Below are 23,365 nucleotides of genomic sequence, written 5' to 3'. Positions count from 1 at the left end.
ATCAGTGGCGGTCGGCAGAGCCCGCCGGACGCGTGGCCCGACGCGAGCCGGAGCGGCGACGGGGGCCGCCCGTCTCCGAACCGCTGCTGCGGCCGGCGGCGTACCCACCGTCGGAGGACCACACGGCGCTGGAGCCACCGCGCACGACGTCGCTCGACGCACGACGGCCGGCGGCGCCACCACGACGCTGCCCACCGCCCGTCGCAGCGGCACCCGAGGCCGCACCGCGACCGGCACCGCGGCCACCGGACGTGCCGGCACCCTCGGTCGCCGGACGACCGCCGCGCCCGTTGCCGGACCGGCCGGACGCGACCGACGCACCGGCCGAGGCGGGCTGGGCCGCGCCTCCCGACCGTGCGCCGCGACCACGGCGACGACCGCCGCCGTCACCACCGGCGTCCGCGACGCGCGGCTGGCGCTGGCGCTGCTGCTGCTGGGCGGGCTGCTCCTCGACGTGGCGGATCGGAGCGACCTCGCCGACGAGTGCGGTGACCGCGGGCGAGGTCGCCGTGACCTGCTGCGGCTTGACCGAGATGGCGGCGGCACGCATCATCTGCGCCACGTCGCGGCGCTCGGCCGGCAGCGTGACCGTGACGACGTCGCCCGAGGAACCGGCACGCGCGGTGCGGCCCGAACGGTGCAGGTACGCCTTGTGCTCGGTCGGCGGGTCGACGTGCACGACGAGCTCGACGTGGTCGACGTGCACGCCACGGGCGGCGACGTCGGTGGCGACGAGGACGAGGGCCTCACCGGACGAGAACTTCGCGAGGTTCCGCTCGCGCGCGCCCTGCGACAGGTTGCCCTGCAGGTCGACGGCCGGGATGCCCTGGCTCGAGAGCTGCTTGGCCAGGCGCTTCGCGTGGTGCTTCGTGCGCATGAACAAGATGCGGCGGCCGGTGCCCGAGGCGAGCATCCGGACGAGGTCCTTCTTCACGTCGGCGTCGGCGGCCTCGAAGAGGTGGTGCGTCATCGCCTCGACGGGGCTGGTCTCGTCGTCGACGGAGTGCATGACCGGCGAGTGCAGGAACTTCTTGACGAGCTTGTCCACGCCGTTGTCGAGCGTGGCCGAGAACAGCAGGCGCTGCCCCTTCTCGGGCGTCGCCTGCATGATCTTCGTGACGCCGGGCAGGAAGCCCATGTCGGCCATGTGGTCGGCCTCGTCGAGGACGGTGACCTCGATCGCGTCGAGCTTCACGTGGCCCTGCTGCATGAGGTCGGCGAGGCGGCCGGGGCAGGCCACGACGACGTCGACGCCGCGGTTGAACGCCTCGACCTGACGGCCCTGGCCCACGCCGCCGAAGACGGTCGTGGTGTTCAGGCCCATGGCCTTCGCGAGCGGGGCGAGGGTCGCGTCGATCTGCGTCGCGAGCTCACGGGTCGGGGCGAGCACGAGGGCGCGCGGTCGACCGGCACGGCGCTGCTTCGGGTTGGCGGCGAGCCGTGCGACCAGGGGGATCGCGAACGCGATGGTCTTGCCCGAGCCGGTGCGGCCGCGGCCGAGCACGTCCTTGCCGCGCAGCGAGTCAGGGAGCGTGTCCGCCTGGATCGGGAAGGCGGTCTCCTTGCCCTGCTGGGCGAGGACGTCGACGATCGGGGCCGGGACGCCCAGGTCGGAGAAACGGGTGGTGGAGTCGGTCATCATGACCCTTCCAGCCGGCGTGGGCCGGCCGTGGGCGCGCTCGTGTCCGGCGCGCGGGCGGGGATCCTGCGCGGCCGGGGAGGCCGGCGCAGTCGCCGCAGCAGAGAGCCTGGGCACCGATGTGCTGGTGCGTGATCATCGACCGGTGACCGGTCGGGAGTTCGGGGCGTCCGTACGACGCACGAGGCGATCGGCGCCTCGAGTACCCCCAGCATAGCGGTCGTCGGCCCCGCTGGGCAGTGGGCGTTCGCCGAGCGCGTGCGATGATCCTGCTCGTGGCCCCTCGGACGACCCCGCGCACCGCTCTCGTCGCGGTCTCGACGGCGGTGCTCCTCGTGCTCGGCGCCACCGCCTGCGCGGGCGGTGGCGCACCGTCCGCGACCGCGCCCGTCGGCGTGGCGTCGGCCCGGCAGGCCCCGCCGGTCCCGACCGCCGGTGAGCCGTCGTCGAGCAGCGCACGGGTGCGCGCCCTGCCCACCGGCGGCGTGCCGGACTACCAGCTCGGCGGCGCGTACGCCCCCGCCGCGGACGTCACGGTCGTCGAGCGGGACAGCACCGCCCGACCCGCCGCGGGCGTGTACTCGATCTGCTACGTCAACGGCTTCCAGACCCAGCCGGACGAGACCGACGACTGGCTCGACCACCACCCCGACGCGGTGCTCCGCGACGAGGACGGCGAACCGGTGTCCGACCCCGGCTGGCCGGACGAGGTGCTGCTCGACACGAGGACCGCCGCCACGCGCGCCGAGGTCCTCGCCGTCCTGTCGCCCGTGGTCGCCCGGTGCGCCGACCGCGGGTTCGCGGCGGTCGAGTTCGACAACCTCGACTCGTGGACGCGCTCCGACGGGCGGCTGACCCGGGCGGGCAACCTCGCGCTCGCCGCCGACCTGGTGCGGACCGGGCACGCGCACGGCCTCGCGGTCGGGCAGAAGAACACGCCCCAGCTCGGTGCGACGGGACGGCAGCGGACGGGCTTCGACTTCGTGGTCGCCGAGGAGTGCGTGCAGTACGACGAGTGCTCGGCCTACACCGACGTGTACGGCGACCAGGTGGTCGACGTCGAGTACGCGGACACCCTCGGGCGGCCGTGGTCCGAGGTGTGCGCGCTGGCGGAACGGCCCGCGATGACGATCCTGCGGGACCGGGACCTCGTGGTGCCGTCCGACCCGGCGTACGTCGCCGAGCACTGCTGACGCGGTCGCGTCGGTCGGGAGGCGCGGTGCGGGTCCGTCGCGCTGGTGGCGGTCGGTGGGACCGGCCGGGAGGCGCGGTGCGGGTCCGCCCCGCCGGCTGCGGTCGGACGTGCGGGGCCGGTGGGGAGGCGCGGTGCGCGTCCGCCCCGCTGGCTGCGGTCGGTCCGGTCGGTCCGCGGCAGGCGGTGACGGTCGCCGGCGTGGCCGTCAGGTGGTCAGGCGGGCCAGGCCTCGTGCACGGCGGCGGCGGCCTGGTCGGCGGAGAGTCCGGCCTCGCGGGCGGCGGCGACGAGGGCACGGGCGGCCTCGGTGACCGGACCAGGGGCCTCGACCGGTCGGACGACCCGCGTGCCGGCACCCCGTGCGGTGTGCACGAGGTCGGCCTCCTCGAGCAGCTGGTAGGCCTTCGCGACGGTGCCGGCGGCGAGCCCGAGCTCCTCCGCCAGGGCGCGGACGCTCGGCAGGCGCTCGCCGTCGACGAGGTACCCCGCCGTGATCTGGGCCGCGATCTGCGACCGCACCTGCTCGAAGGGTGGCACCCGCCCGCCGGCGTCGAGGGCCACGAGTCCGGTCATGCGCTCCATGTGCTGTCCTGCTCGTCGAGGGTCAGAAGTCGTACTGCTCGCCGACCGGGATCGGCACCGCGACCGTGTTGCCGGGCGGCGCGAGCGGGCACGCCCAGGCCGGGTCGTACGCGCACGAGGGGTTGTAGGCGAAGTTGAAGTCGAGCACGAGCTCGCCGTCGTCGCCCCCGAGGTCGGCGCCCTTGATCGTGTCGAGCAGGTACCGTCCGCCGCCGTAGGTGCCCCGGGCCCGGCCCGCGCTGGCGTCCTTCACGGGGACGAACACGCCGCCCGCGTAGCCGCCGTGCGACCACACGTCGAGCGACCCGATGCCGGGCAGCCGGACGACGCCCAGGCGGTCGAAGTGCACCGTGCCGTCGGTCCCGGTCTCGACGTCCATCGCCAGGGGCTCGGCGGTCTCGACCCGGGCGCGGAACCGCCACTCGGGGTCGTAGTCCGGGACGGGCAGCGCCTCGAAGTCGCGGGCGTCCTCGTCGAGCAGCGGGCTCGCGGGGTGTTCGCCGAACATGGCGTCCCGCGTCTCGCGCCACATCGCGTGGGCGGTCTCGGGGTCTGGCGTCGCGCGGACCCGGCGGTACAGGTCGAACGTCATCCGACGCCAGTCCACGGTCGCGAGCGTGCTGTGCACACGGTCCTGGGCCCTCGGCTCCTGCGTCTGGCTCACACGGCGAGCGTACGCCCGGGCGCTCCGCGTGTGCCAGCGACCGGCCGCGATCGTCCCGTCACGGCACCGCACCCGCCGTGCGGGGTCGACCGCCGGGTCAGGCCCCCGGTCGCCAGGTGGGGGCGAGCTGGCGCATCCGCAGGGCGCGCCACTGCCAGATGACCCACATGCCCGGCCAGAGCGCGATCCCGAGGACCGCGGGCCGCATCCGGTAGGTCAGCCGGTCCAGGAGCAGCGTCCGCCCGTCGCCGAGGTCGACCGTCGCCATCCGGTGCGCCATCGTCATCCGGCCGAACAGCCCGGAGACGCCACCGCCGTCGTCGCGCTGCACGGGGACGCCGTCGACCTCGTACCGGTCGATGTCGACGTGGGTGTCGCCGCTCGGCACGACGCCGAACGCGTCCGCGGTGATCGGGTGCGGTTCGCCGGGTGTCCACCGCACGGGCAGGCCCTCGGGGGACCGCGACCGGTACACCAGGAACGGCTTCGTCACCGCGACCATCACGGCCGGGGACAGCAGGGCGTCGCGCACGGTGTCGACCGGCGCGTCCAGGACGATGCGGAGTCCGACGTGCATGCGCCGGACGCTACCCGCGGACGCTGGGACGTCCGGGCCGGCCCGGCGTCACCTCGCGGTCGGCGGAACGCGCATCAGGCGTGCCGTGCGGCCCGGCGGCGGGAGCCCTCGGCCCGGTCGCGGTTGCGCAGCCGCTCGGTGAGCGACAGCCGGACGGTCGGCCACTCGGCAGCGGTGATCGAGAAGACCACCGTGTCGCGCAGGGTTCCGTCGCGGCCGATCGCGTGGCTGCGGAGCACCCCGTCCTGCTTGGCGCCGAGGGACGCGATCGCCGCGCGGGACTGCTGGTTGTGCCAGTGCGTCCGGAACTCGACCGCGATGCACTGCCAGGTCTCGAACGCGTGCGACAGCAGCAGGAGCTTGGCCTCGGTGTTGATCCCGGTGCGCTGCGCCGCCCGGGCGAGGAACGTGTACCCGATCTCGACGCGGCGGTTCGGGACGTCGATGTTCGCGAAGGTCGTGGCCCCGACGACCCGGCCGGTCGGACGGTCGCGGATCGCGAACGGCACCATGCGCCCGGCCTCGTGCTCCGCGAGCCGGCGCTCGATCTCGCCGTCGACCGCGTCGGGCGCCGGGACCGAGGTGTACCAGGTGCGCCAGAGGTCGCCGTCGGTGACCGCCGCCCGCAGGTCGTCCGCGTGCTCGGGGTCGAGCGGCTCGAGCGTCACGCGGTCGCCGGTCAGGGTGGGGACGGGGGCGAGCTCCATGGTCACCGATCCTACGGTCGGTCGCGCTGACCGATCGACCTCCGGACGCCGCCCGCGGCCAGGGCTCCTGAGCGGACGGACAGGCCGTCGCGCTCGGTATCGTGGCCCCGTGGCAGCACGCACCCAGGGGCAGTACCAGGTCCGGTTCGCGTGGGCGTCGCCGGCGCCGAGCGCGTCGCCGCGGACGCACACCTGGTGGTCTGGGTCGACGTCCTGCCCGAGCGACGTGGCACGTCCGCGGCCGACCGTGACCGCGATGCCCGGGCCGCGGCAGCCCGCGTGCCGGTGGGGCCGGAGGTCGTGCTCGGCCACCTCGGGAACGCGCGTGCGGTCGCGGAACGCGTGACGGGCCTCCAGGCCGAGCGTGGTGACCGGTGCGTCGTCGCGGTCGTCGCCGCGGGCCGGACCGCGGGGCCGCACCCGGACGCCGCCGAGGCGGCGGGCGAGCCCGCCGACACCGCAGCGGCCCCGGACCCCGCCGTCGAGGACCTGCTCGCGGCCGGTGCGGTCGTGGACGCCCTCGTCGCGGTCGGCATCGACCACACCGCACCCGAGGCGGCCGCCGCCTGCGCCGCCTGCGCCGCGTACACGGGGCTCCGGCAGGCGGTGCGCCACCTCGTCAGCGCCGCCGAAGGGGCGTCCGGTCTCGACCGTGAGGACGTGCGGACGGCGCTCGCCGCCGGACCGGACCTCGTCGTCCTCCGCCCCGGCACGCAGCGGGGCCGTTCCGGTGCGCAGCGGGAACAGGGGCCGCGCGCGTAGCGTTCCGGATCGCAGGCGTCGCCCCGACGCCGCGAGTGGAGGAACACGTCATGAAGGCAGTCGTCGGCGACACCGTGATCGCGGAGGCCCCGAAGGAGGACCTCGTCCAGATCGAGGGCAACTGGTACTTCCCGCCGTCCAGCGTGAAGCCCGAGTTCTTCACCGAGAGCGACACCCAGTACCACTGCCCGTGGAAGGGCGACACGCAGTACTACACGGTCACGGTCGACGGGCAGGCGCTGCCCGACCGCGCGTGGTCGTACCCGACGCCGATCCCCTCGTCGTTCGACCGGGTCGGCCAGGACTACTCGGGCTACTACGCCTTCTGGAAGGACGTCCGCGTCGTCGACTGACGCCGGCGCCCCACGCGGTCGTGCGTGCGGGCCGGTCCCGCGTGACCGACCGCGCACCTCGCGCGGTCGTGCTCACCCGGTCGTGCTCACCCGGTCAGGGTGAGCACGACCAGCGCGACGTTGAGCGCGACGATCACGGTGGCGATCACCCACGCGACCACCCGGGTGGCGACCGCGTTGGCGTCGTCGCCCATCACGCTCCGGCGCGACGTGTAGGCCACCAGCGGCACGATCGCGAACGCGATCCCGAAGCTCAGCACCACCTGGCTCACCACGAGCAGCATCGTGGCGTCCGCCCCCACCGCGAGCAGCACGAGCGCCGGCACCAGGGTCACGAGCCGCCGGGCGAGCAGCGGCACCCGTACGTGCAACAGCCCGTGCATGATCTCCGCGCCGGCCATGCAGCCCACCGAGGTCGACGCCAGCCCCGACGCGAGCAGCCCCACGGCGAAGAGCACGCCGACGACCGGGCCGACGTTCGCCTCGATCGCCGCCTGCGCGCCCGGGATCGTGTCCGTGCCCGCGACGCCCGGCAGCGTCGCCGCCGCGAGCACGAGCATGCAGACGTTCACCCCGCCGGCGACGACGAGCGCCAGTGCGACGTCCCACCGGGTCATGTGGAGCACCCGGCGGCGCTCGGGACCGGCGGGGGTGGCACCGTGCCGGTCGCGGGCGAGCGCCGAGTGCAGGTACACGGCGTGCGGCATCACGGTCGCGCCGAGCATCGACGCCGCGAGCAGCACCGACCCGGAGCCCTCGAAGCGCGGCACGAGCCCGGACACGAGTTCGCCGGGCGAGACCTGCGCGAACAGCAGTCCCGCGCAGAACCCGACCGTCAGGACCGCGAGCATGGCCGTGACGACGACCTCGAACGCGCGGGCGCCCCGCCGGTTCTGCAGCACGAGGATCGCCATCGACACCACGCCCGTGATCACCCCGCCGGCGACGAGCGGCACGCCGAACAGCAGGTGCAGGGCGAGCGCCCCGCCGATGACCTCGGCCACGTCGGTCGCGGCGGCGACGACCTCGGCCTGGGCCCAGAACAGCAGGCGCGGCGCTCGACGCATCCGCATGCCGAGGAGCTCCGGCAGGGACTTCCCGGTGACGACCCCGAGCTTCGCGGACAGGTACTGCACGACGACGGCGCTGGCGTTGGCGGCGACGAGGACCCAGAGCAGCAGGTAGCCGTACGTCGCCCCCGCGGTGAGGTTGGCGGCGACGTTGCCCGGGTCGACGTAGGCGATGGCGGCGACGAAGGCCGGGCCGAGCAACGTGAGGCTGGCGGCGCGACGGCGCGGAGCGTCCCCGGTGGGTGCGCTCGTCGGGGCGGCGGTGTCGGTCACGCGACCAGGATGCCAGAGGATTCGGGGGACCGAATCCAGGGATTCGGCGCGGTGCAGAAGGAGCGGACGGAGCGGCCGACGGCCCGGTGCTCGGTGCCCGCCGCTCAGGCCGCCGCGCGCCGGGCCCGGTGCGCCCGCACCTTCGCCCGGTTCCCGCACCGCTGCATCGAGCACCAACGGCGGGTGCCCCCACGGGACGAGTCGTAGAAGACGAGCCCGCAGTCCTCCGCCGAGCACCGGCTCAGGCGCGTCGGCTGGCCGTCGGCGGCGACGTCGTCGAAACCGACCTCGGTGAACAGGGCCACCGCGTCCCGCGCCACGCTCGACAGCGCCTGCGCCAGGCGGACCCGGTTCGCCCCGGCGCGACGGCGTCCGCCGGGCAGGCTCGGCGGCACGTCGGGCAGTGCCGCGAACAGGTTCACGGTGTCGATGTCGTCGGGTGCCGGTCGGGTCCGTCCGGTCCCGGCGCGGAGCCCGGCGGCGACGGCGGTCCGGGTGGCGGCGTCGTCGGCGGGAGCGGGCGCGGCGGCGACGGCGAGGCGTCCGATCGCGGCACGCAGGGCCCGTGCGTCGAGGAGTTCCCGGGCGCTCGCGCCGACGTCGATCGGTTCGGTGTGGTCGCCGAGCCACTCGTCCAGGTCGGCCGGGGTCACGAGGAGCTCGCCGAGCCGGGAGCGGGGGCGCCGCCCGTCCGGGTCGTCCGCGAAGCCGCCCGTGTGCGCGAAGTCGAGGGCGATCCGGCCGGCGTCGAAGAACCACGACGACCCGCTGTCCGTCCGGATGTGCTGCCCCGTGTGCATCCGCCCAGGCTAACGGCTCACCGGCGCGCCTCCACGCTCGGGATCGATCCTGCGGTATCCGAGCGACGGCGCCAGGTGATCGTGTTCCGCGGGTCGAACCGGCGCGAGCACGCAGCACACGCGAGCGTGCGCGTGGGGGTGCGGTACCGGACGTGCTCGTGCCCTGCGGGGCACGTGCCGACCCACGGCGCGAGCTCGGAGGCGACGGGGCCGTCGTACAGGCGGGACCCGGTGTACCCGATCCCCGCGGCGGTCCGTCGCCACGTCGGACCGTGGCCGGCACGCGGTCCGGCCAGCGCGTGCGCGACCTCGTGGAGCAGGACCTGCTCGACGTCCTCGTCGGACACCCGGGCGGCGATGTGCCGGCTCACCGTGATGCGGCGTCGGCCGAAGTCGCACTGGCCGGCGCGGGTCTTCGCGTGGTCGAACGCGAAGGTCCAGTCGCCCGGTCCGAGGTGCTCGGCGAGGAGCTGCTCGGCGCGCTCCCGGACCTGGTCGGGCGCGGTCACCGGCGTCCGGCGCCGCCGAGCCCGGGGTCGGTGTCGGGCGCGTCGGGGTCGGGCTCGTCGCGCGGCGCCTGACCCTTCGACGCGGCGCGGGCGGCGATGCGGCCCCACAGCTCGTCGGCCTCGGTCCGTGCGGCGTCCGGGGCCCCGAGCACGCGACGGCGGACGGGCGGGATCTGCTTGACCGGCTCGGCGACGCGCGTGGTGGCCGGTTCGTCGTCCTCGGCCCGGCGTGCGGCGACCTCGCGGGCGGTGCGGGGCCGGTCCTCGGCGGGCTTCGGCTGCGCCGCGGAGGCCCGGAGCGCGGCCTCGACCGCGGTTCGGAGTGCCTCGGTGCGCTCGGACGGGGCGCCGGCCTGGCGGAACGCCTGGTACGCCCGGGACAGGGCCGACCGGGCCTCGTCGAAGCGGGACAGCTCGAACAGCGACCAGCCCTCGAGCTCGGCGGCCGCGCCCTCGAGCTCGGGCCAGTCCTCGGTGCGGGCGGTGTCGCGGGCCATCGCGGCCTCGGCGGCGGCGCGCTCGTACCGGCCGAGGTCGTGCAGCACGTGGGCCCGTCGGATCCGGGAGGCCACCTTGTCGGAGCGTTCGCCCGTGAACATCGTCAGGCGGAAGACCTCCTCGGCCACGACGAGCGACTCGTCCAGGCGGCCGAGCAGGCGCAGGAGTTCGGCGCGTTCGGCGAGGGCGTCGGTGCTGCGGCTCTGCCCGAGGTCGCGGAGGCGCTGCTGCACGGCCTCGGCGTCGACGGCGGGACGCAGGCTGATCGGCGCGAAGGTGCTCCCCGGGCTGACACCGGCGGTCACCGGGGCGGCGTGGCGGGGCTCCCGGGCGCGGTCGTCGCGGTCGGGCTGCTGGCTGTCGTCGGGCGGGAGGGACATCGGGTCGAGCGTAACCGCGGCCCGCCGTGAACGAGCGGTGCCACGCGCACGGGGGGCACGAGGACGCCGCGACGCCCCCGGTGCCCCCGGACGACGACGGCCCGCCCCGCGGCGCGGGACGGGCCGTCGGGCGGGTCGTGGTGTCAGCTGTTGCCGACGACCGCGGACGCGGCGATCGCGATGTACGTGCCGAAGGTGGCGACGGTCGCGACGACGGCGAGGATGATCGCGAACAGGCCCCAGCCGCGCCCGCGCTTCGTGGCGACGGCGATGATGCCCTGCACGAACGCCCAGAGGCCGAGGATCGCGGCGATGCCGACGACGACACCGGCCGACCCGACCGACGACAGCGCGGACGGGTCCTGCATGAGCCGCTGCTGGAGCTCCTGCTGGCTCGGGGCGGTGCCGCCCTGCGCGAGCCCGTCGAGGATGCCGCTGTTCGCGACCGCCGCGCCGATCATGGCGCCGCCGATCACGCCGACGACGAGCGACAGCAGCCCGACCAGGAAGGCGATCACGCCGACGGTCTTCTTCTTGCGCTTCGGCTCCTCGTAGGCGTGCCAGGCCGGTCCGCCGGCCGACGCCGGGGCCGCCGACGCGGCGTACGGCTGGTGGGACCCGTGCTGCTCGCCCCACGTGGGGGAGTCGTGGCGGTCGCCCGCACCCTCCTTCGGCGCGTGCTCGCCGTAGCGGGGCGCCTGCTCGCCGTACTGCGGGGCACGCTCGCCGTACTGTGGTGCGCGCTCGCCGTACCGCGGCTCGTCGTCGCGGTCGCGGGCCTCCGACGCAGCCCACCGCGGGGCGTCCTGCTGGTCGGCGTGCTCGCCGTACCGCGGTGCGTCCTCGGGGCGGTGCTGCGGTGCCTCGCCCCAGCTCGGGGCGCGGCCGTCGCCCGCCCCGTCCTCGTTGCTCCGGTCGTCGTTCGTCATCAGGGGACTCCCTCGCTCGGTCGCGCAGCCGCGCGGTCGTGTCCCCCATCCTGGCAGCCGGGTGGTGGACACGTCCGGCGGGTCGTCGGTGCCGACCGTGCGTCCGGCGGTCTGCCGCGACCACGGACGGACGGGAGGCGCGGCGCACGACCGGCACCGCGCCTCCCGTCCGGCACCCGGTCACCCGGGTGCGCGCGTCAGCCGCCGAAGACGCTGCGGTTCGGCTCGGGCGAGGCGACGGCGGTCTGGTCGGTCACGACCGGCGCCCCGGCCGTGAACGCGCGCAGCTCGGCACCGTGCACGACCTTGGCGGGCATCGGGTCGGACGAGTACAGCCGGGGCATCTCGGCGACCGGTAGGTCGGTCGGCGACCCGAGCAGCACGATGTTGCCGAAGCGCCGGCCCTTGAGCATGCCGGTGTCGGCGACGGCCGCGACCGAGGGCAGCACCGCCTGCAGGGTCGCCGCCTGGCCCCGGGCGAAGGCCAGACCCGCGCCGTCCGCGACGTTCACCGCCACGACGCCGGTGGGGGACAGGAACGCGGCGACCTCGCGGTAGAACTCGACGCTCGTCACGTGCGCGGGGATCTGCGAGCCGCCGAACACGTCGACGACGGCCAGGTCGACCGTGCCGCGCAGACCGGCGGGCAGCTTGCCGAGGACCTCGCGGGCGTCGCCGTACCGCACCCGGATCGAGGCGCCGCGGGGGAACGGCAGCTCCTCGCGCACGTGGTCCACCAGGTCGCGCTCGAGCTCGACGACCTGCTGGCGGGACCCCGGCCGGGTCACCGCGACGTAGCGGGGGAGCGTGAGGGCACCGGCACCGAGGTGCAGCGCCGTCACCGGGCCGGGCGGCAGCAGGTCGATCGCGTGCCCGATCCGCCGGATGTACTCGAAGGCCAGGTGCGTCGGGTCCTCGAGGTCGACGTGCGACTGCGGCGTCCCGTCGACGACGAGCGTGAAGGACCCGGGGCGGTGCCGGTCCGGTTCGACCGAGGCCCAGCCCGCACCGATCCGGAAGCCGTCGCTCGCATCTGCCATGCCCCCATGGAACACCACCCGCGATCCCCACCCGGACCACCACCCTGGGGTGGTGTGCCCGCGCCGGCCCGCTCGCGAGGCTGGTGGCACCGGTCGGGGACCCCCGCCGGACACCCACCGGAAGGGGACACCGTGTCCGTCCAGCTCCTCGCGAACATCGTCATCGGCCTGGCCCTCGTCGGGTACCTCGCGTACCGACAGGCGACCTGGCGGTCGGTCGACCCGACACGGGTCTGGCGTGCGCCGCTCGTCCTCGGCGCCGTCGGGCTCGTGGTGCTCGCGCAGTCCGCCGCCGCGGTGACGACGCTCGACGTGCTGTTCCTCGGCGTCGAGGCCCTCGTGAGCATCGGCGCCGGCCTGGCCATGGGGGCGATGACCCGGTTCCGCACCGCGGCCCCGGACACCGAGGGCCGGACGCTGCAGGCCCGCACGGGCTGGGCGGGCGCCGGGCTCTGGGTCGTCCTGATCGTCGTCCGCATCGGGCTCGACGTCCTCGGCGGCCACCTCGGCGCGCACCTGCTCACCTCGACCGGTGCGGTCCTGCTCGTCCTCGCGCTCAACCGGGCAGCCCGTGCCCTCGTCGTCGACCAGCGGATCCCGCGCCCCGCCACCGGCATGATGGTCCGGTGACCACCGGCCCGGGACCCGTCGGGACCGATCCCGTGCGGGGTCGGTCCGGCTCCGTGACGAGTCGCGTGCTCGACCTGGTCGGGATCGCGGTCGTCTCGTACTGGTTCGTCCGCACCGGTCTCGCCGACGCCGCTCCCGCGTGGGTGTGGACCGTGGGGACGGTGGCGCTCGCCGCCTGGCTGCTCCGGGTCCTCACGGGCTCCGACCGGGTGCTCGTCGTCGCCACGTGGGGCATGGTCCTGGCGGGAGCCACCGTCGTCGTCCCGACCGGCGCGCTGATGGTGGCCGTGCCGCTCGTCGGCGTCGTGGTCCTCGCGGCGAGACGACCGGTCTGGGCCGGACCGGTCGCCGCGGTCGTCGCCCTCGTCCTCGTCGCCGCCACCGCCGTGGTCGCCGGTGCACCGGTGACGGTCGTGCTCGGCACCGGGGGTGGGCTGCTCCTGGCCGCGGCCGTCGGGTCGGGCCGGCGGCAGGCGCGCATCGCGGGGGAACGGACCCGCCAGGCCGAGGTCGAGCGGCAGCGCGCCGAGCTCCTGGCCGACCGGACGCGAGCCGCCCGCGAGGTGCACGACGTCCTCGCCCACTCCCTCGGCGGCCTGGTGCTGCAGCTCGACGCGGTCGAGGCCCTGCTCGAGGCCGGCCGCGTCGACGAGGCCACCCGACGCGCGGGGGAGGCCCGGACGCTCGCCGCGAGCGGGCTCGCCGAGGCCCGGCGCGCGGTGCACGCCCTCCGCGAGGACGTCCCCACCCCGCCGACGCCCGGCCCGGCCGCGCCGACCGACCTGCCCGCCCTGGTCGCGGCGCACCGGTCGTTCGGCGGCACCGTCACGACGCACGGGGACGTCGCGCTCACCGCCGTCGACGCGGCCCACCGTGCGGCGGTGGTGGCGGCGGTCCGGGAGGCGCTGAGCAACGCCCGCAGGCACGCGGCGGGCCGCCCCGTGGTGCTGTCCGTCGAGCGGGACGGCGACGCGGTCCGGGTCACGGTCGCGAACCCGCTCGGCCCCGGTGCGGGCACCCCGGACGCCGGCGGCCCGGACCCGGACGGCCCGGGAACCGGCCTCGCGGACTCCGGTGGCCCCGCCCGGACCGGTGACGGGCACGGGGTCGTCGGGATGCGGGAGCGCTTCGCGGAGCTCGGCGACGGCTCCGCGCTGCACGCCGGGGCGCTCGACGGCGCGTTCGTCGTCACCATGCGGGTGCCGGGGGTGACGTCGTGACGATCCGGGTGCTCGTGGTGGACGACCAGGCGATCGTCCGGGACGGCCTGGTGACGGTGCTGTCGCTCGTGCCCGACCTCGAGGTCGTGGGCGAGGCCGCCGACGGGGCCGCCGCGGTGGCCGCCGTGGCCGCGGACCCGCCGGACGTCGTGCTCATGGACCTGCGGATGCCGGGTGTCGACGGGCCCACGGCGACCGCGACGATCACCGCGTCGCACCCGGACGTCGCGGTGATCGTGCTCACGACGTACGCCGACGACGACTCGATCGACGCCGCCCTGCGCGCCGGCGCCCGGGGGTACCTGACGAAGGACGCCGGCCGCGTGGAGCTCGCCGCCGCGGTGCGGGCGGTCGCATCCGGGCAGACGACCCTCGACGCCGGCGTCGGAGCCCGGCTCGTCGCCCGCCTGACCGGGGGCGCGGGCTCGCCGACGGCCGGCCCAGCACCGGACCCCGGACCCGTCCACGACCACGACCAGGGCCGGGTCGACGGTCCCGCGGCGCTGCGGCGGCGGTTCCCCGAGCTCACACCGCGCGAGGCCGAGGTGCTCGACCGGATCGCCGCGGGCCGGACGAACCCGGAGATCGCGCGGGAGCTGTTCCTCACCGTCCCGACCGTCAAGTCCTACGTCAACCAGGTCTTCGCGAAGACCGGCGTCCGGAGCCGCGCGGAGGCCGTCGCCCTCGTCCTGCGCTGAGGCGTGGCGCCTGGCCCGCGCTGACCCGCGCCGGCCCGCGCTGACCCGCGCTGACCCGCGCCGACCCGCGCCGGCCTGCGCCGACCCGCGCCGACCTGTGCCGTCGGCGCTCAGCGGACCCGTTCCCCGTCCGACCGGTGCCCAGCAGACGTCGAGGCGGCACACGTAGCATCCCGGGGTCGTCACCCGACCGGTGTCGAGCACCCCGCCCGGCCCCGCGGCCCCACACCGCGCTCCGGCAGTCGCCGTGCCCGCCCGTCCCGTGACCACGACGCCGCCCGACCGGCACCCGTGCTCCCCCCGCGCGGCACGCCCCGGGCAGCCGTCGTCGGTGTGCGCTCGTCGCACGCCGCCCGGCGTGCGACGAGGCACCGACACCACGCGTGCCACCACCGACCCGGCGGTCCCGACGAGCCGACGGACCCGACCCGGCCGTCGGTCCCGCCGACCCCACCGGCGGCACGCTCCCCGGACCGTCCGCAGGAGGACCCGATGACCGACACCCTGAGCGTGCCCACGCTCCGACCCGCCCGCGTGGGCCGACCCACCCGGGCGACCCGCGCCTCCCGGCCGACGCCCGCCGCCGTGCGCACGCACGGCGAGACCGCACCCCGCTGGATGCGCGTCGTCGGCGCGGTCCTGCTCCTCGGCGGCGGAGCGCTGACCGCGGCCGTCCTCGACTGGCCGGGTGAGGCCCCCGAGGTCGCGCTCCTCGTGCCGGGCGTCGTCGCGCTCGTCGCCGGCGCGCTGCTGCTGCTCGCGCGGACCGGGATCGCGGTGACCGACACCGAGGTGGTGCTGCGCTTCCGACCCCTGCCGCCGCGGCACATCGCCCGCCGCAGCATCGCGGCGGTCGCGGTCGTCGAGGCGGACGCCACGACGTTCGGCGGTGTCGGGCTGCGTCTCGGCCGGGGCGTCCGCGCGCTCCTGCTGACGCCGGGCCGGGGGGTGCGCATCACGGACGACCGCGGTCGCGTGACGTTCGTCCGGACCGACGACGCGCAGCGCGTGCGCCGGGCACTGGAGGCCCGACCGGGGGCCTGAGACCAGGCGACAGGCGGGAACACCCGAGCGGTCTGCGGGCTTATACACGCCATCGCCGAATCCGGTCAAGCCAGGACTGGACAGCGCGCACAGGGGCGACCTATGATGACAGTTCGCGCTCCCTGGCATCCGTGTGTCGTCATATTGCGGTCGAACACGCGCCCTGGTCAGCCCATCCCGTATATGGCGGCGGGATCAGCTCACCGATCATCGCACAGGTCCACTCGTGCGGCCGTGTACCGGCCGGACGTGTCCTGCCTGGTACGGCGGTGGTCACCCGGGGTCGCGCCGAGCGATCAATCCACTCACCTACGTGCTGCTCGTCAGTACCGGCCCGACGGGGCCTACCGGAGGTCACACCCTTGGCTGCTGCGCCCAACGCATCCACCAACCCCAAGAACGGTCGCAACCACTCGCGACTCTCGTTCGCCAAGATCACGGACACCCTCACGGTTCCGGATCTGCTCGCACTCCAGACGGAGAGCTTCGACTGGCTCGTCGGCAACGATGTCTGGAAGGCACGTCTCGCCGAAGGGCAGGAGCAGGGTCGCACCGACCTCGCGCTGCACTCCGGCCTCGAGGAGATCTTCGAGGAGATCTCCCCGATCGAGGACCTCGGCGAGACGATGCAGCTCTCGTTCACGTCCCCGGAGCTCGAGGACCCGAAGTACTCCATCGACGACTGCAAGGAGCGCGGCAAGACCTACGCCGCTCCGCTGTACGTCAACGCCGAGTTCATGAACCACATGACCGGTGAGATCAAGACGCAGACGGTCTTCATGGGCGACTTCCCGCTCATGACCGAGCGCGGCACGTTCATCATCAACGGCACCGAGCGCGTCGTCGTCTCGCAGCTCGTCCGCTCGCCGGGCGTGTACTTCGAGCGCCAGCAGGAGAAGACGTCCGACAAGGACATCTACTCCGCGCGCATCATCCCGTCGCGCGGTGCGTGGCTCGAGTTCGAGATCGACAAGCGCGACCAGGTGGGCGTGCGCATCGACCGCAAGCGCAAGCAGTCGGTCACGGTCTTCCTCAAGGCGCTCGGCATGACGAGCGAAGAGATCATGGAGGAGTTCCAGGGCTTCGCCTCGATCGAGTCGACCCTCGAGAAGGACGCCGTCCTGACGAAGGAAGAGGCGCTCAAGGACATCTACCGCAAGCTCCGTCCGGGCGAGCAGGTCGCGGCCGAGGCAGCGCGTGCGCTCCTCGACAACTTCTACTTCAACCCGAAGCGCTACGACCTCGCCAAGGTCGGTCGCTACAAGGTCAACCGCAAGCTCGGCATCGACGCGAAGCTCAGCGACTCGGTCCTGACCGTGCAGGACATCGTCCGCACGATCAAGTACCTCGTCTCGCTGCACGCCGAGAAGACGACCTTCGACGGCGTCCGTGACGGCCAGCCCGTCCAGCTGCGCCTCGACGTGGACGACATCGACCACTTCGGCAACCGTCGCATCCGCGCCGTCGGCGAGCTCATCCAGAACCAGGTCCGCACCGGCCTTTCCCGCATGGAGCGCGTCGTCCGCGAGCGCATGACCACGCAGGACATCGAGGCGATCACGCCGCAGACCCTGATCAACGTGCGACCCGTCGTCGCCGCGATCAAGGAGTTCTTCGGCACCTCGCAGCTGTCGCAGTTCATGGACCAGAACAACCCGCTCGCGGGTCTGACGCACAAGCGTCGCCTGTCGGCCCTCGGCCCGGGTGGTCTGTCCCGTGAGCGTGCCGGCGTCGAGGTCCGTGACGTCCACCCGTCGCACTACGGCCGCATGTGCCCGATCGAGACCCCGGAAGGCCCGAACATCGGCCTGATCGGTTCGCTCGCGTCGTTCGGTCGGATCAACTCCTTCGGCTTCATCGAGACGCCGTACCGCCGCGTCGTGGACGGTCAGGTCACCACGACCATCGACTACCTCACCGCGTCGGAGGAGGACGACTTCGTCGTCGCCCAGGCCAACGCGCCCCTCACCGACTCCTTCCACTTCGCGGACGACAAGGTCCTCGTGCGGAAGAAGGGCGGCGAGGTCGAGCTCGTCGGCAAGGACGAGGTCGACTACATGGACGTCTCGCCGCGCCAGATGGTGTCGGTCGCGACCTCGCTCATCCCGTTCCTCGAGCACGACGACGCGAACCGCGCCCTCATGGGTGCGAACATGCAGCGTCAGGCCGTCCCGCTGCTCCGTTCCGAGTCGCCGCTCGTCGGCACCGGCATGGAGGGCTACACCGCGATCGACGCCGGTGACGTCGTCACCGCCGACAAGGCCGGTGTCGTCTCCGAGGTCTCGGCCGACGCCGTGACCCTGCAGCTCGACGAGGGTGGGACGCAGACCTACTACCTGCGCAAGTTCGACCGCTCCAACCAGGGCACGAGCTACAACCACCGCGTCATCGTCTCCGCCGGTGAGCGCGTGGAGCAGGGCGAGGTCATCGCCGACGGTCCCGCGACCGAGAACGGCGAGCTCGCGCTCGGCAAGAACCTGCTCGTCGCGTTCATGCCGTGGGAGGGCTACAACTACGAGGACGCGATGATCCTGTCGCAGAACCTCGTGAAGGACGACACCCTCTCCTCGATCCACATCGAGGAGTACGAGGTCGACGCCCGCGACACCAAGCTCGGCAAGGAGGAGATCACCCGCGACCTCCCCAACGTCAGCCCGGACCTCCTGGCCGACCTGGACGAGCGCGGCATCATCCGCATCGGTGCCGAGGTGCGCCCCGGCGACATCCTCGTCGGCAAGGTCACGCCGAAGGGCGAGACCGAGCTCTCCGCCGAGGAGCGCCTGCTCCGCGCGATCTTCAACGAGAAGTCGCGCGAGGTGCGCGACACCTCGCTCAAGGTGCCCCACGGTGAAGAGGGCACGATCATCGGCGTCAAGGTGTTCGACTCGCAGGACGGTGACGACGAGCTCGGCTCCGGTGTCAACCAGCGCGTGGTCGTCTACATCGCCCAGAAGCGCAAGATCACCGCGGGTGACAAGCTCGCCGGTCGTCACGGCAACAAGGGCGTCATCTCGACGATCCTGCCGGTCGAGGACATGCCGTTCCTCGCCGACGGCACCCCCGTCGACATCGTGCTCAACCCGCTCGGCGTCCCCGGCCGCATGAACTTCGGCCAGGTCCTCGAGATCCACCTCGGGTGGCTCGCGAAGCAGGGCTGGAACGTCGAGGGCATCCAGGAGTGGGCGTCCGCCCTCCCCGAGGCCGCCCACAGCGCGGCGCCCGGCACGAAGGTCGCCACCCCGGTGTTCGACGGTGCGTACGAGCGCGAGATCGAGGGCCTCCTCGACAGCACGCTCCCGAACCGCGACGGGGAGCGCCTGATCGGCTCCTCCGGCAAGGCGCAGCTCTTCGACGGCCGCTCCGGCGAGCCGTTCCCGGAGCCCGTCTCGGTCGGCTACATGTACATCCTCAAGCTGCACCACCTGGTCGACGACAAGATCCACGCCCGTTCGACCGGTCCGTACTCGATGATCACGCAGCAGCCGCTGGGTGGTAAGGCGCAGTTCGGTGGACAGCGCTTCGGTGAGATGGAGGTGTGGGCGCTCGAGGCGTACGGCGCCGCCTACGCCCTCCAGGAGCTCCTGACGATCAAGTCCGACGACATCCTCGGCCGCGTGAAGGTCTACGAGGCGATCGTCAAGGGCGAGAACATCCAGGAGCCCGGCATCCCGGAGTCGTTCAAGGTCCTCATGAAGGAGATGCAGTCGCTCTGCCTGAACGTCGAGGTCCTCTCGGCCGACGGCCAGGCGGTCAGCCTGCGCGACAACGACGACGAGGTGTTCCGCGCTGCGGAAGAGCTCGGCATCAACATCTCCTCGCGGTTCGAGTCGTCGTCCGTCGACGACATCTGATCCGGCCCGTACCGAACACGTTTCGAACTCAGCAAGAGAGAAGAACATTGCTCGAAGCAACGTCATTTGACGCCATCCGGATCGGCCTCGCGACCGCCGAGGACATCCGTCAGTGGTCGTACGGCGAGGTCAAGAAGCCGGAGACCATCAACTACCGCACCCTCAAGCCCGAGAAGGACGGTCTGTTCGGCGAGCAGATCTTCGGTCCGTCCCGCGACTGGGAGTGCGCCTGCGGCAAGTACAAGCGAGTCCGCTTCAAGGGCATCGTCTGCGAGCGCTGCGGCGTCGAGGTCACCAAGTCCTCGGTCCGTCGTGAGCGCATGGGCCACATCGAGCTCGCCGCGCCCGTCACGCACATCTGGTACTTCAAGGGCGTCCCGTCGCGCCTCGGGTACCTGCTCGACATGGCACCGAAGGACCTCGAGAAGGTCATCTACTTCGCGGCGTACATGATCATCGACATCGACGAGGAGGGCCGTCACGCCGACATGCCCGGCCTCGAGAACGAGATGCGCCTCGAGATCAAGACCCTCGAGGGGCAGCGCGACTCGATCATCGCCGACCGCCTCAAGAAGCTCGAGGACGACCTCGCAGCGCTCGAGGAAGAGGGCGCCAAGGCCGACGTGAAGCGCCGGACCAAGGACACCGCCGAGAAGGAGATGTCCCAGGTCCGCAAGTCCTTCGACGAGGACATCACCCGCCTCGAGCGCGTGTGGGAGGACTTCCGCAACCTCAAGGTCGGCGACCTCAAGCCCGAGGACGCCGTGTTCCACGAGCTCCAGGACCGCTTCGGGATCTACTTCGACGCCTACATGGGCGCCGAGGCGATCAAGCTGCGCCTGGAGGCCTTCGACCTGGCCGCCGAGGCCGAGGCGCTGCGCCTGCAGATCGCCGAGGGCAAGGGCCAGAAGAAGATCCGTGCGATCAAGCGTCTGCGCGTCGTGAGCTCCTTCCTCGCCACCGGCAACTCGCCGGCCGCGATGGTGCTCGGCGTCGTGCCGGTCATCCCGCCGGAGCTGCGCCCGATGGTGCAGCTCGACGGTGGCCGCTTCGCCACGTCGGACCTCAACGACCTCTACCGTCGTGTGATCAACCGCAACAACCGTCTCCGCCGCCTGCTCGACCTCGGTGCCCCCGAGATCATCGTGAACAACGAGAAGCGCATGCTGCAGGAAGCGGTCGACGCGCTGTTCGACAACGGTCGTCGTGGTCGTCCGGTCACGGGTACCGGCAACCGCGCCCTGAAGTCCCTGAGCGACATGCTCAAGGGCAAGCAGGGTCGTTTCCGCCAGAACCTGCTCGGCAAGCGCGTCGACTACTCGGGCCGATCGGTCATCATCGTCGGCCCGCAGCTCAAGCTCCACCAGTGCGGTCTGCCGAAGCAGATGGCGCTCGAGCTGTTCAAGCCGTTCGTGATCAAGCGCCTCATCGACCTGTCGCACGCGCAGAACATCAAGTCGGCCAAGCGCATGGTCGAGCGTTCGCGTCCGCAGGTGTGGGACGTGCTCGAGGAGATCATCCGCGAGCGCCCCGTGCTGCTGAACCGTGCGCCGACGCTGCACCGTCTGGGCATCCAGGCGTTCGAGCCGCAGCTCGTCGAGGGCAAGGCCATCCAGCTCCACCCGCTCGTGTGTGCTGCGTTCAACGCGGACTTCGACGGCGACCAGATGGCCGTGCACCTGCCGCTGTCGGTCGAGGCCCAGGCCGAGGCCCGCATCCTGATGCTCGCCTCGAACAACATCCTCAAGCCGTCGGACGGCCGTCCGGTGACCCTGCCCGCACAGGACATGATCATCGGTCTGCACCACCTGACGACCGTCCGCGAGGGCGCCGTCGGTGAGGGCCGTTCGTTCTCCTCGGTCGCCGAGGCGATCATGGCGAAGGACCAGCACACGCTGGACCTCAACGCGATGGTGAAGATCCGCATGACGGGTGTCCACTTCGCCGAGGGTGAGGCGCCGGAGGGCTACGAGGTCGGTCAGTCGATCCTCCTCGAGACCACCCTGGGCCGTGCGCTCTTCAACGAGACCCTGCCGGCGGACTACCCGTTCGTGCAGCGCGTCACCGACAAGGGCACGCTCTCCGCGATCGTCAACGACCTCGCCGAGCGCTACTCCAAGACCGAGACGGCCGCCGCGCTGGACCGGATCAAGGACGCGGGCTTCTACTGGGGCACGCGCTCCGGTGTGACCGTCGCGCTCTCCGACGTCGTGACGCCTCCTCGCAAGAAGGAGATCATCGCGGGCTACGAGATCCAGGCCGCCAAGGTCCAGGGCGAGTTCGACAAGGGTCTGATCACCGACGCGGAGCGCCGCGCCGACCTGATCAAGATCTGGACCGAGGCCACGAACGAGATCGCGCAGGAGATGCGTGACAACTTCCCGGTCGACAACACCATCAACCGCATGGTGTCGTCGGGTGCTCGTGGTAACTGGCTGCAGGTGCGCAACATCGCCGGTATGCGTGGTCTGGTGAACAACCCGAAGGGCGAGATCATCGCCCGCCCGATCATCAACTCGTACCGCGAGGGCCTGACCGTGGCGGAGTACTTCATCGCCACGCACGGTGCCCGCAAGGGTCTCGCGGACACGGCTCTCCGTACCGCCGACTCGGGGTACCTGACCCGTCGTCTCGTCGACGTGTCGCAGGACGTCATCATCCGTGAGGACGACTGCGGGACGACGCGTGGCCTCGAGCTGCCGATCGCGACCGTGGGTTCCGACGGCAAGCTCGTCCGCGACCCGCGCGTCGAGAACACCGTCTACTCGCGCACCCTGGCCTCCGAGGCCGTGGACGCGAAGGGCACGGTCGTCGCCGAGGCCGGTTCGGACGTCGGTGACGTCCTGCTGGACACGCTGCTCGAGGCGGGTGTCGAGAGCATCAAGGTGCGCTCGGTCCTGACCTGCGAGTCGGCCGTCGGTGTCTGCGCGCAGTGCTACGGCCGGTCGCTCGCCACGGGCAACCTCGTCGACATCGGCGAGGCGGTCGGCATCATCGCCGCCCAGTCCATCGGTGAGCCCGGTACCCAGCTGACGATGCGTACCTTCCACACGGGTGGTTCGGCCTCGGCCGACGACATCACCCAGGGTCTGCCCCGCGTCACCGAGCTCTTCGAGGCTCGTACCCCCAAGGGCGCGTCCCCGATCGCCGAGGCCCCCGGCCGCGCGACGATCGAGGACACGGACAAGGGCCGTCGCATCATCCTGACGCCGGACAACGGCGACGAGCCGTTCATCTACCCGGTGCTCAAGCGTGCGACCCTCCTCATCGAGGACGGGCAGCACGTCGAGCTCGGCGAGCAGTTCATCGCCGGCACGGTCGACCCGAAGGAGGTCCTCCGGGTCAAGGGTGTGCGCGAGGTCCAGAAGCACCTCGTCAACGGTGTGCAGGACGTGTACGGCTCGCAGGGCGTGCCGATCCACGACAAGCACATCGAGGTCATCGTCCGTCAGATGCTCCGCAAGGTCACCGTCGTCGACCACGCCGACACCGACCTGCTGCCGGGTGAGCTCGTCGACCGGTCGCGCTACAACGCGATCAACCGGGTGGCGCTGCAGGAGGGTCGCAAGACCGCCTCGGCCCGCCAGGAGGTCATGGGCATCACGAAGGCGTCCCTCGCGACCGAGTCGTGGCTGTCCGCCGCGTCCTTCCAGGAGACCACCCGCGTCCTGACGCAGGCGGCCATGGAGGGCAAGCAGGACCACCTCGTCGGCCTCAAGGAGAACGTCATCATCGGCAAGCTCATCCCCGCGGGGACGGGCCTCAGCCGGTACCGGGACGTGGACGTCGCCGCGACCGAGGAAGCCAAGGCGGAGCGGTACCCCAACCGCATCTTCGCCGACGACTCCTCGTTCTCGGACGCCGACCTGAGCTTCGTCGACTTCGACAGCTTCTCGTCGGACGACTTCACGCCGGGCACCTACAACTGAACCGCCCCAGCCGAC

20 protein-coding genes are annotated in these 23,365 nt (G+C 72.9%); 9 read left to right on the top strand and 11 right to left on the bottom strand.

All coding sequences use genetic code 11. The features are described from left to right. Position 1: 1 nt before the first annotated feature. The gene (locus tag QOL15_RS15895; protein WP_065962105.1) at positions 2-1,639 is read right to left on the bottom strand and encodes a DEAD/DEAH box helicase; all 1,638 of its coding nucleotides are present in this window, start codon (positions 1,637-1,639) and stop codon (positions 2-4) included. 275 nt (positions 1,640-1,914) lie between these two features. On the opposite strand from QOL15_RS15895, the gene QOL15_RS15890 reads away from it, so the two are divergent. Further along, positions 1,915-2,832: an endo alpha-1,4 polygalactosaminidase gene (locus QOL15_RS15890; RefSeq protein ID WP_254784081.1), complete on the top strand. Its 918-nt coding sequence runs from the start codon at positions 1,915-1,917 to the stop codon at positions 2,830-2,832. Between the two features lie 215 nt (positions 2,833-3,047). Here the strand turns inward: QOL15_RS15890 and QOL15_RS15885 are convergent, their stop codons facing one another. From QOL15_RS15885 to QOL15_RS15870, 4 genes are all read right to left on the bottom strand, one after another. Next, positions 3,048-3,416 carry a GntR family transcriptional regulator gene (locus QOL15_RS15885; RefSeq protein WP_083393872.1) on the bottom strand — a complete coding sequence of 123 codons (369 nt, stop codon included), beginning with the start codon at positions 3,414-3,416 and terminating at the stop codon, positions 3,048-3,050. Positions 3,417-3,438: 22 nt separating this feature from the next. Beyond that, positions 3,439-4,080 carry a DUF1684 domain-containing protein gene (locus QOL15_RS15880; RefSeq protein WP_370692412.1) on the bottom strand — a complete coding sequence of 214 codons (642 nt, stop codon included), beginning with the start codon at positions 4,078-4,080 and terminating at the stop codon, positions 3,439-3,441. A gap of 97 nt (positions 4,081-4,177) precedes the next feature. Further along, on the bottom strand, positions 4,178-4,657 hold the full coding sequence (locus tag QOL15_RS15875; protein WP_071246040.1) for a hypothetical protein: 480 nt from the start codon (positions 4,655-4,657) through the stop codon (positions 4,178-4,180). Between the two features lie 74 nt (positions 4,658-4,731). Further along, the gene (locus tag QOL15_RS15870; protein ID WP_065962079.1) at positions 4,732-5,364 is read right to left on the bottom strand and encodes a GNAT family N-acetyltransferase; all 633 of its coding nucleotides are present in this window, start codon (positions 5,362-5,364) and stop codon (positions 4,732-4,734) included. A gap of 150 nt (positions 5,365-5,514) precedes the next feature. Between QOL15_RS15870 and QOL15_RS15865 the strand changes: the two genes are divergently transcribed. Together QOL15_RS15865 and QOL15_RS15860 are read left to right on the top strand one after the other, a co-directional pair. Next, complete coding sequence (locus QOL15_RS15865) at positions 5,515-6,126, top strand: hypothetical protein (protein ID WP_139197337.1); 612 nt, start codon at positions 5,515-5,517, stop codon at positions 6,124-6,126. A 50-nt stretch (positions 6,127-6,176) separates the two neighbouring features. Then, entirely contained in the window at positions 6,177-6,479 is a 303-nt protein-coding gene (locus tag QOL15_RS15860) for a DUF427 domain-containing protein (RefSeq protein WP_065962111.1), read from the top strand. Positions 6,480-6,565: 86 nt separating this feature from the next. Here the strand turns inward: QOL15_RS15860 and QOL15_RS15855 are convergent, their stop codons facing one another. The 6 genes from QOL15_RS15855 to QOL15_RS15830 all read right to left on the bottom strand — a co-directional run bounded on the left by QOL15_RS15855 (position 6,566) and on the right by QOL15_RS15830 (position 11,978). Next, entirely contained in the window at positions 6,566-7,822 is a 1,257-nt protein-coding gene (locus QOL15_RS15855) for an Nramp family divalent metal transporter (RefSeq protein ID WP_065962082.1), read from the bottom strand. A gap of 104 nt (positions 7,823-7,926) precedes the next feature. Beyond that, entirely contained in the window at positions 7,927-8,622 is a 696-nt protein-coding gene (locus tag QOL15_RS15850) for a CGNR zinc finger domain-containing protein (protein WP_065962084.1), read from the bottom strand. 17 nt (positions 8,623-8,639) lie between these two features. After that, positions 8,640-9,131, bottom strand: coding sequence for a SprT-like domain-containing protein (locus tag QOL15_RS15845; RefSeq protein WP_071246041.1), 492 nt, complete (start codon positions 9,129-9,131; stop codon positions 8,640-8,642). Beyond that, on the bottom strand, positions 9,128-10,009 hold the full coding sequence (locus tag QOL15_RS15840; protein WP_071246042.1) for a hypothetical protein: 882 nt from the start codon (positions 10,007-10,009) through the stop codon (positions 9,128-9,130). Before QOL15_RS15840 ends, QOL15_RS15845 begins: the two co-directional genes overlap by 4 nt. Positions 10,010-10,152: 143 nt before the next feature. Further along, on the bottom strand, positions 10,153-10,938 hold the full coding sequence (locus QOL15_RS15835) for a DUF4064 domain-containing protein (protein WP_071246043.1): 786 nt from the start codon (positions 10,936-10,938) through the stop codon (positions 10,153-10,155). A gap of 197 nt (positions 10,939-11,135) precedes the next feature. Then, positions 11,136-11,978 carry a spermidine synthase gene (locus QOL15_RS15830; protein ID WP_071246045.1) on the bottom strand — a complete coding sequence of 281 codons (843 nt, stop codon included), beginning with the start codon at positions 11,976-11,978 and terminating at the stop codon, positions 11,136-11,138. Positions 11,979-12,110: 132 nt separating this feature from the next. On the opposite strand from QOL15_RS15830, the gene QOL15_RS15825 reads away from it, so the two are divergent. From QOL15_RS15825 to QOL15_RS15800, 6 genes are all read left to right on the top strand, one after another. Next, entirely contained in the window at positions 12,111-12,608 is a 498-nt protein-coding gene (locus tag QOL15_RS15825) for a hypothetical protein (protein WP_071246047.1), read from the top strand. Continuing rightward, positions 12,605-13,828 (top strand): sensor histidine kinase, encoded by a 1,224-nt coding sequence (locus tag QOL15_RS15820; RefSeq protein ID WP_083393873.1) that lies wholly within the window; start codon positions 12,605-12,607, stop codon positions 13,826-13,828. The genes QOL15_RS15825 and QOL15_RS15820 overlap by 4 nt, the downstream gene beginning before the upstream one ends. Next, positions 13,825-14,526 carry a response regulator transcription factor gene (locus QOL15_RS15815; protein WP_071246049.1) on the top strand — a complete coding sequence of 234 codons (702 nt, stop codon included), beginning with the start codon at positions 13,825-13,827 and terminating at the stop codon, positions 14,524-14,526. The genes QOL15_RS15820 and QOL15_RS15815 overlap by 4 nt, the downstream gene beginning before the upstream one ends. A 492-nt stretch (positions 14,527-15,018) precedes the next feature. Continuing rightward, positions 15,019-15,570 carry a hypothetical protein gene (locus tag QOL15_RS15810; RefSeq protein ID WP_139197339.1) on the top strand — a complete coding sequence of 184 codons (552 nt, stop codon included), beginning with the start codon at positions 15,019-15,021 and terminating at the stop codon, positions 15,568-15,570. Between the two features lie 362 nt (positions 15,571-15,932). Beyond that, a complete protein-coding gene (gene rpoB, locus QOL15_RS15805) occupies positions 15,933-19,421 on the top strand; it encodes a DNA-directed RNA polymerase subunit beta (protein ID WP_071246055.1) in 3,489 nt (1,162 codons plus the stop codon). Between the two features lie 47 nt (positions 19,422-19,468). Continuing rightward, positions 19,469-23,350 (top strand): DNA-directed RNA polymerase subunit beta', encoded by a 3,882-nt coding sequence (locus QOL15_RS15800; protein ID WP_071246057.1) that lies wholly within the window; start codon positions 19,469-19,471, stop codon positions 23,348-23,350. The last annotated feature ends 15 nt before the right edge of the window (positions 23,351-23,365 follow it).

Origin of the sequence: Curtobacterium sp. MCBA15_012, assembly GCF_001864935.2 — a bacterium.
Lineage (GTDB): Bacteria > Actinomycetota > Actinomycetes > Actinomycetales > Microbacteriaceae > Curtobacterium.
The sequence above is the reverse complement of the archived record's forward strand: the minus strand, read 5'-3'. Positions and strand labels throughout refer to the sequence as shown.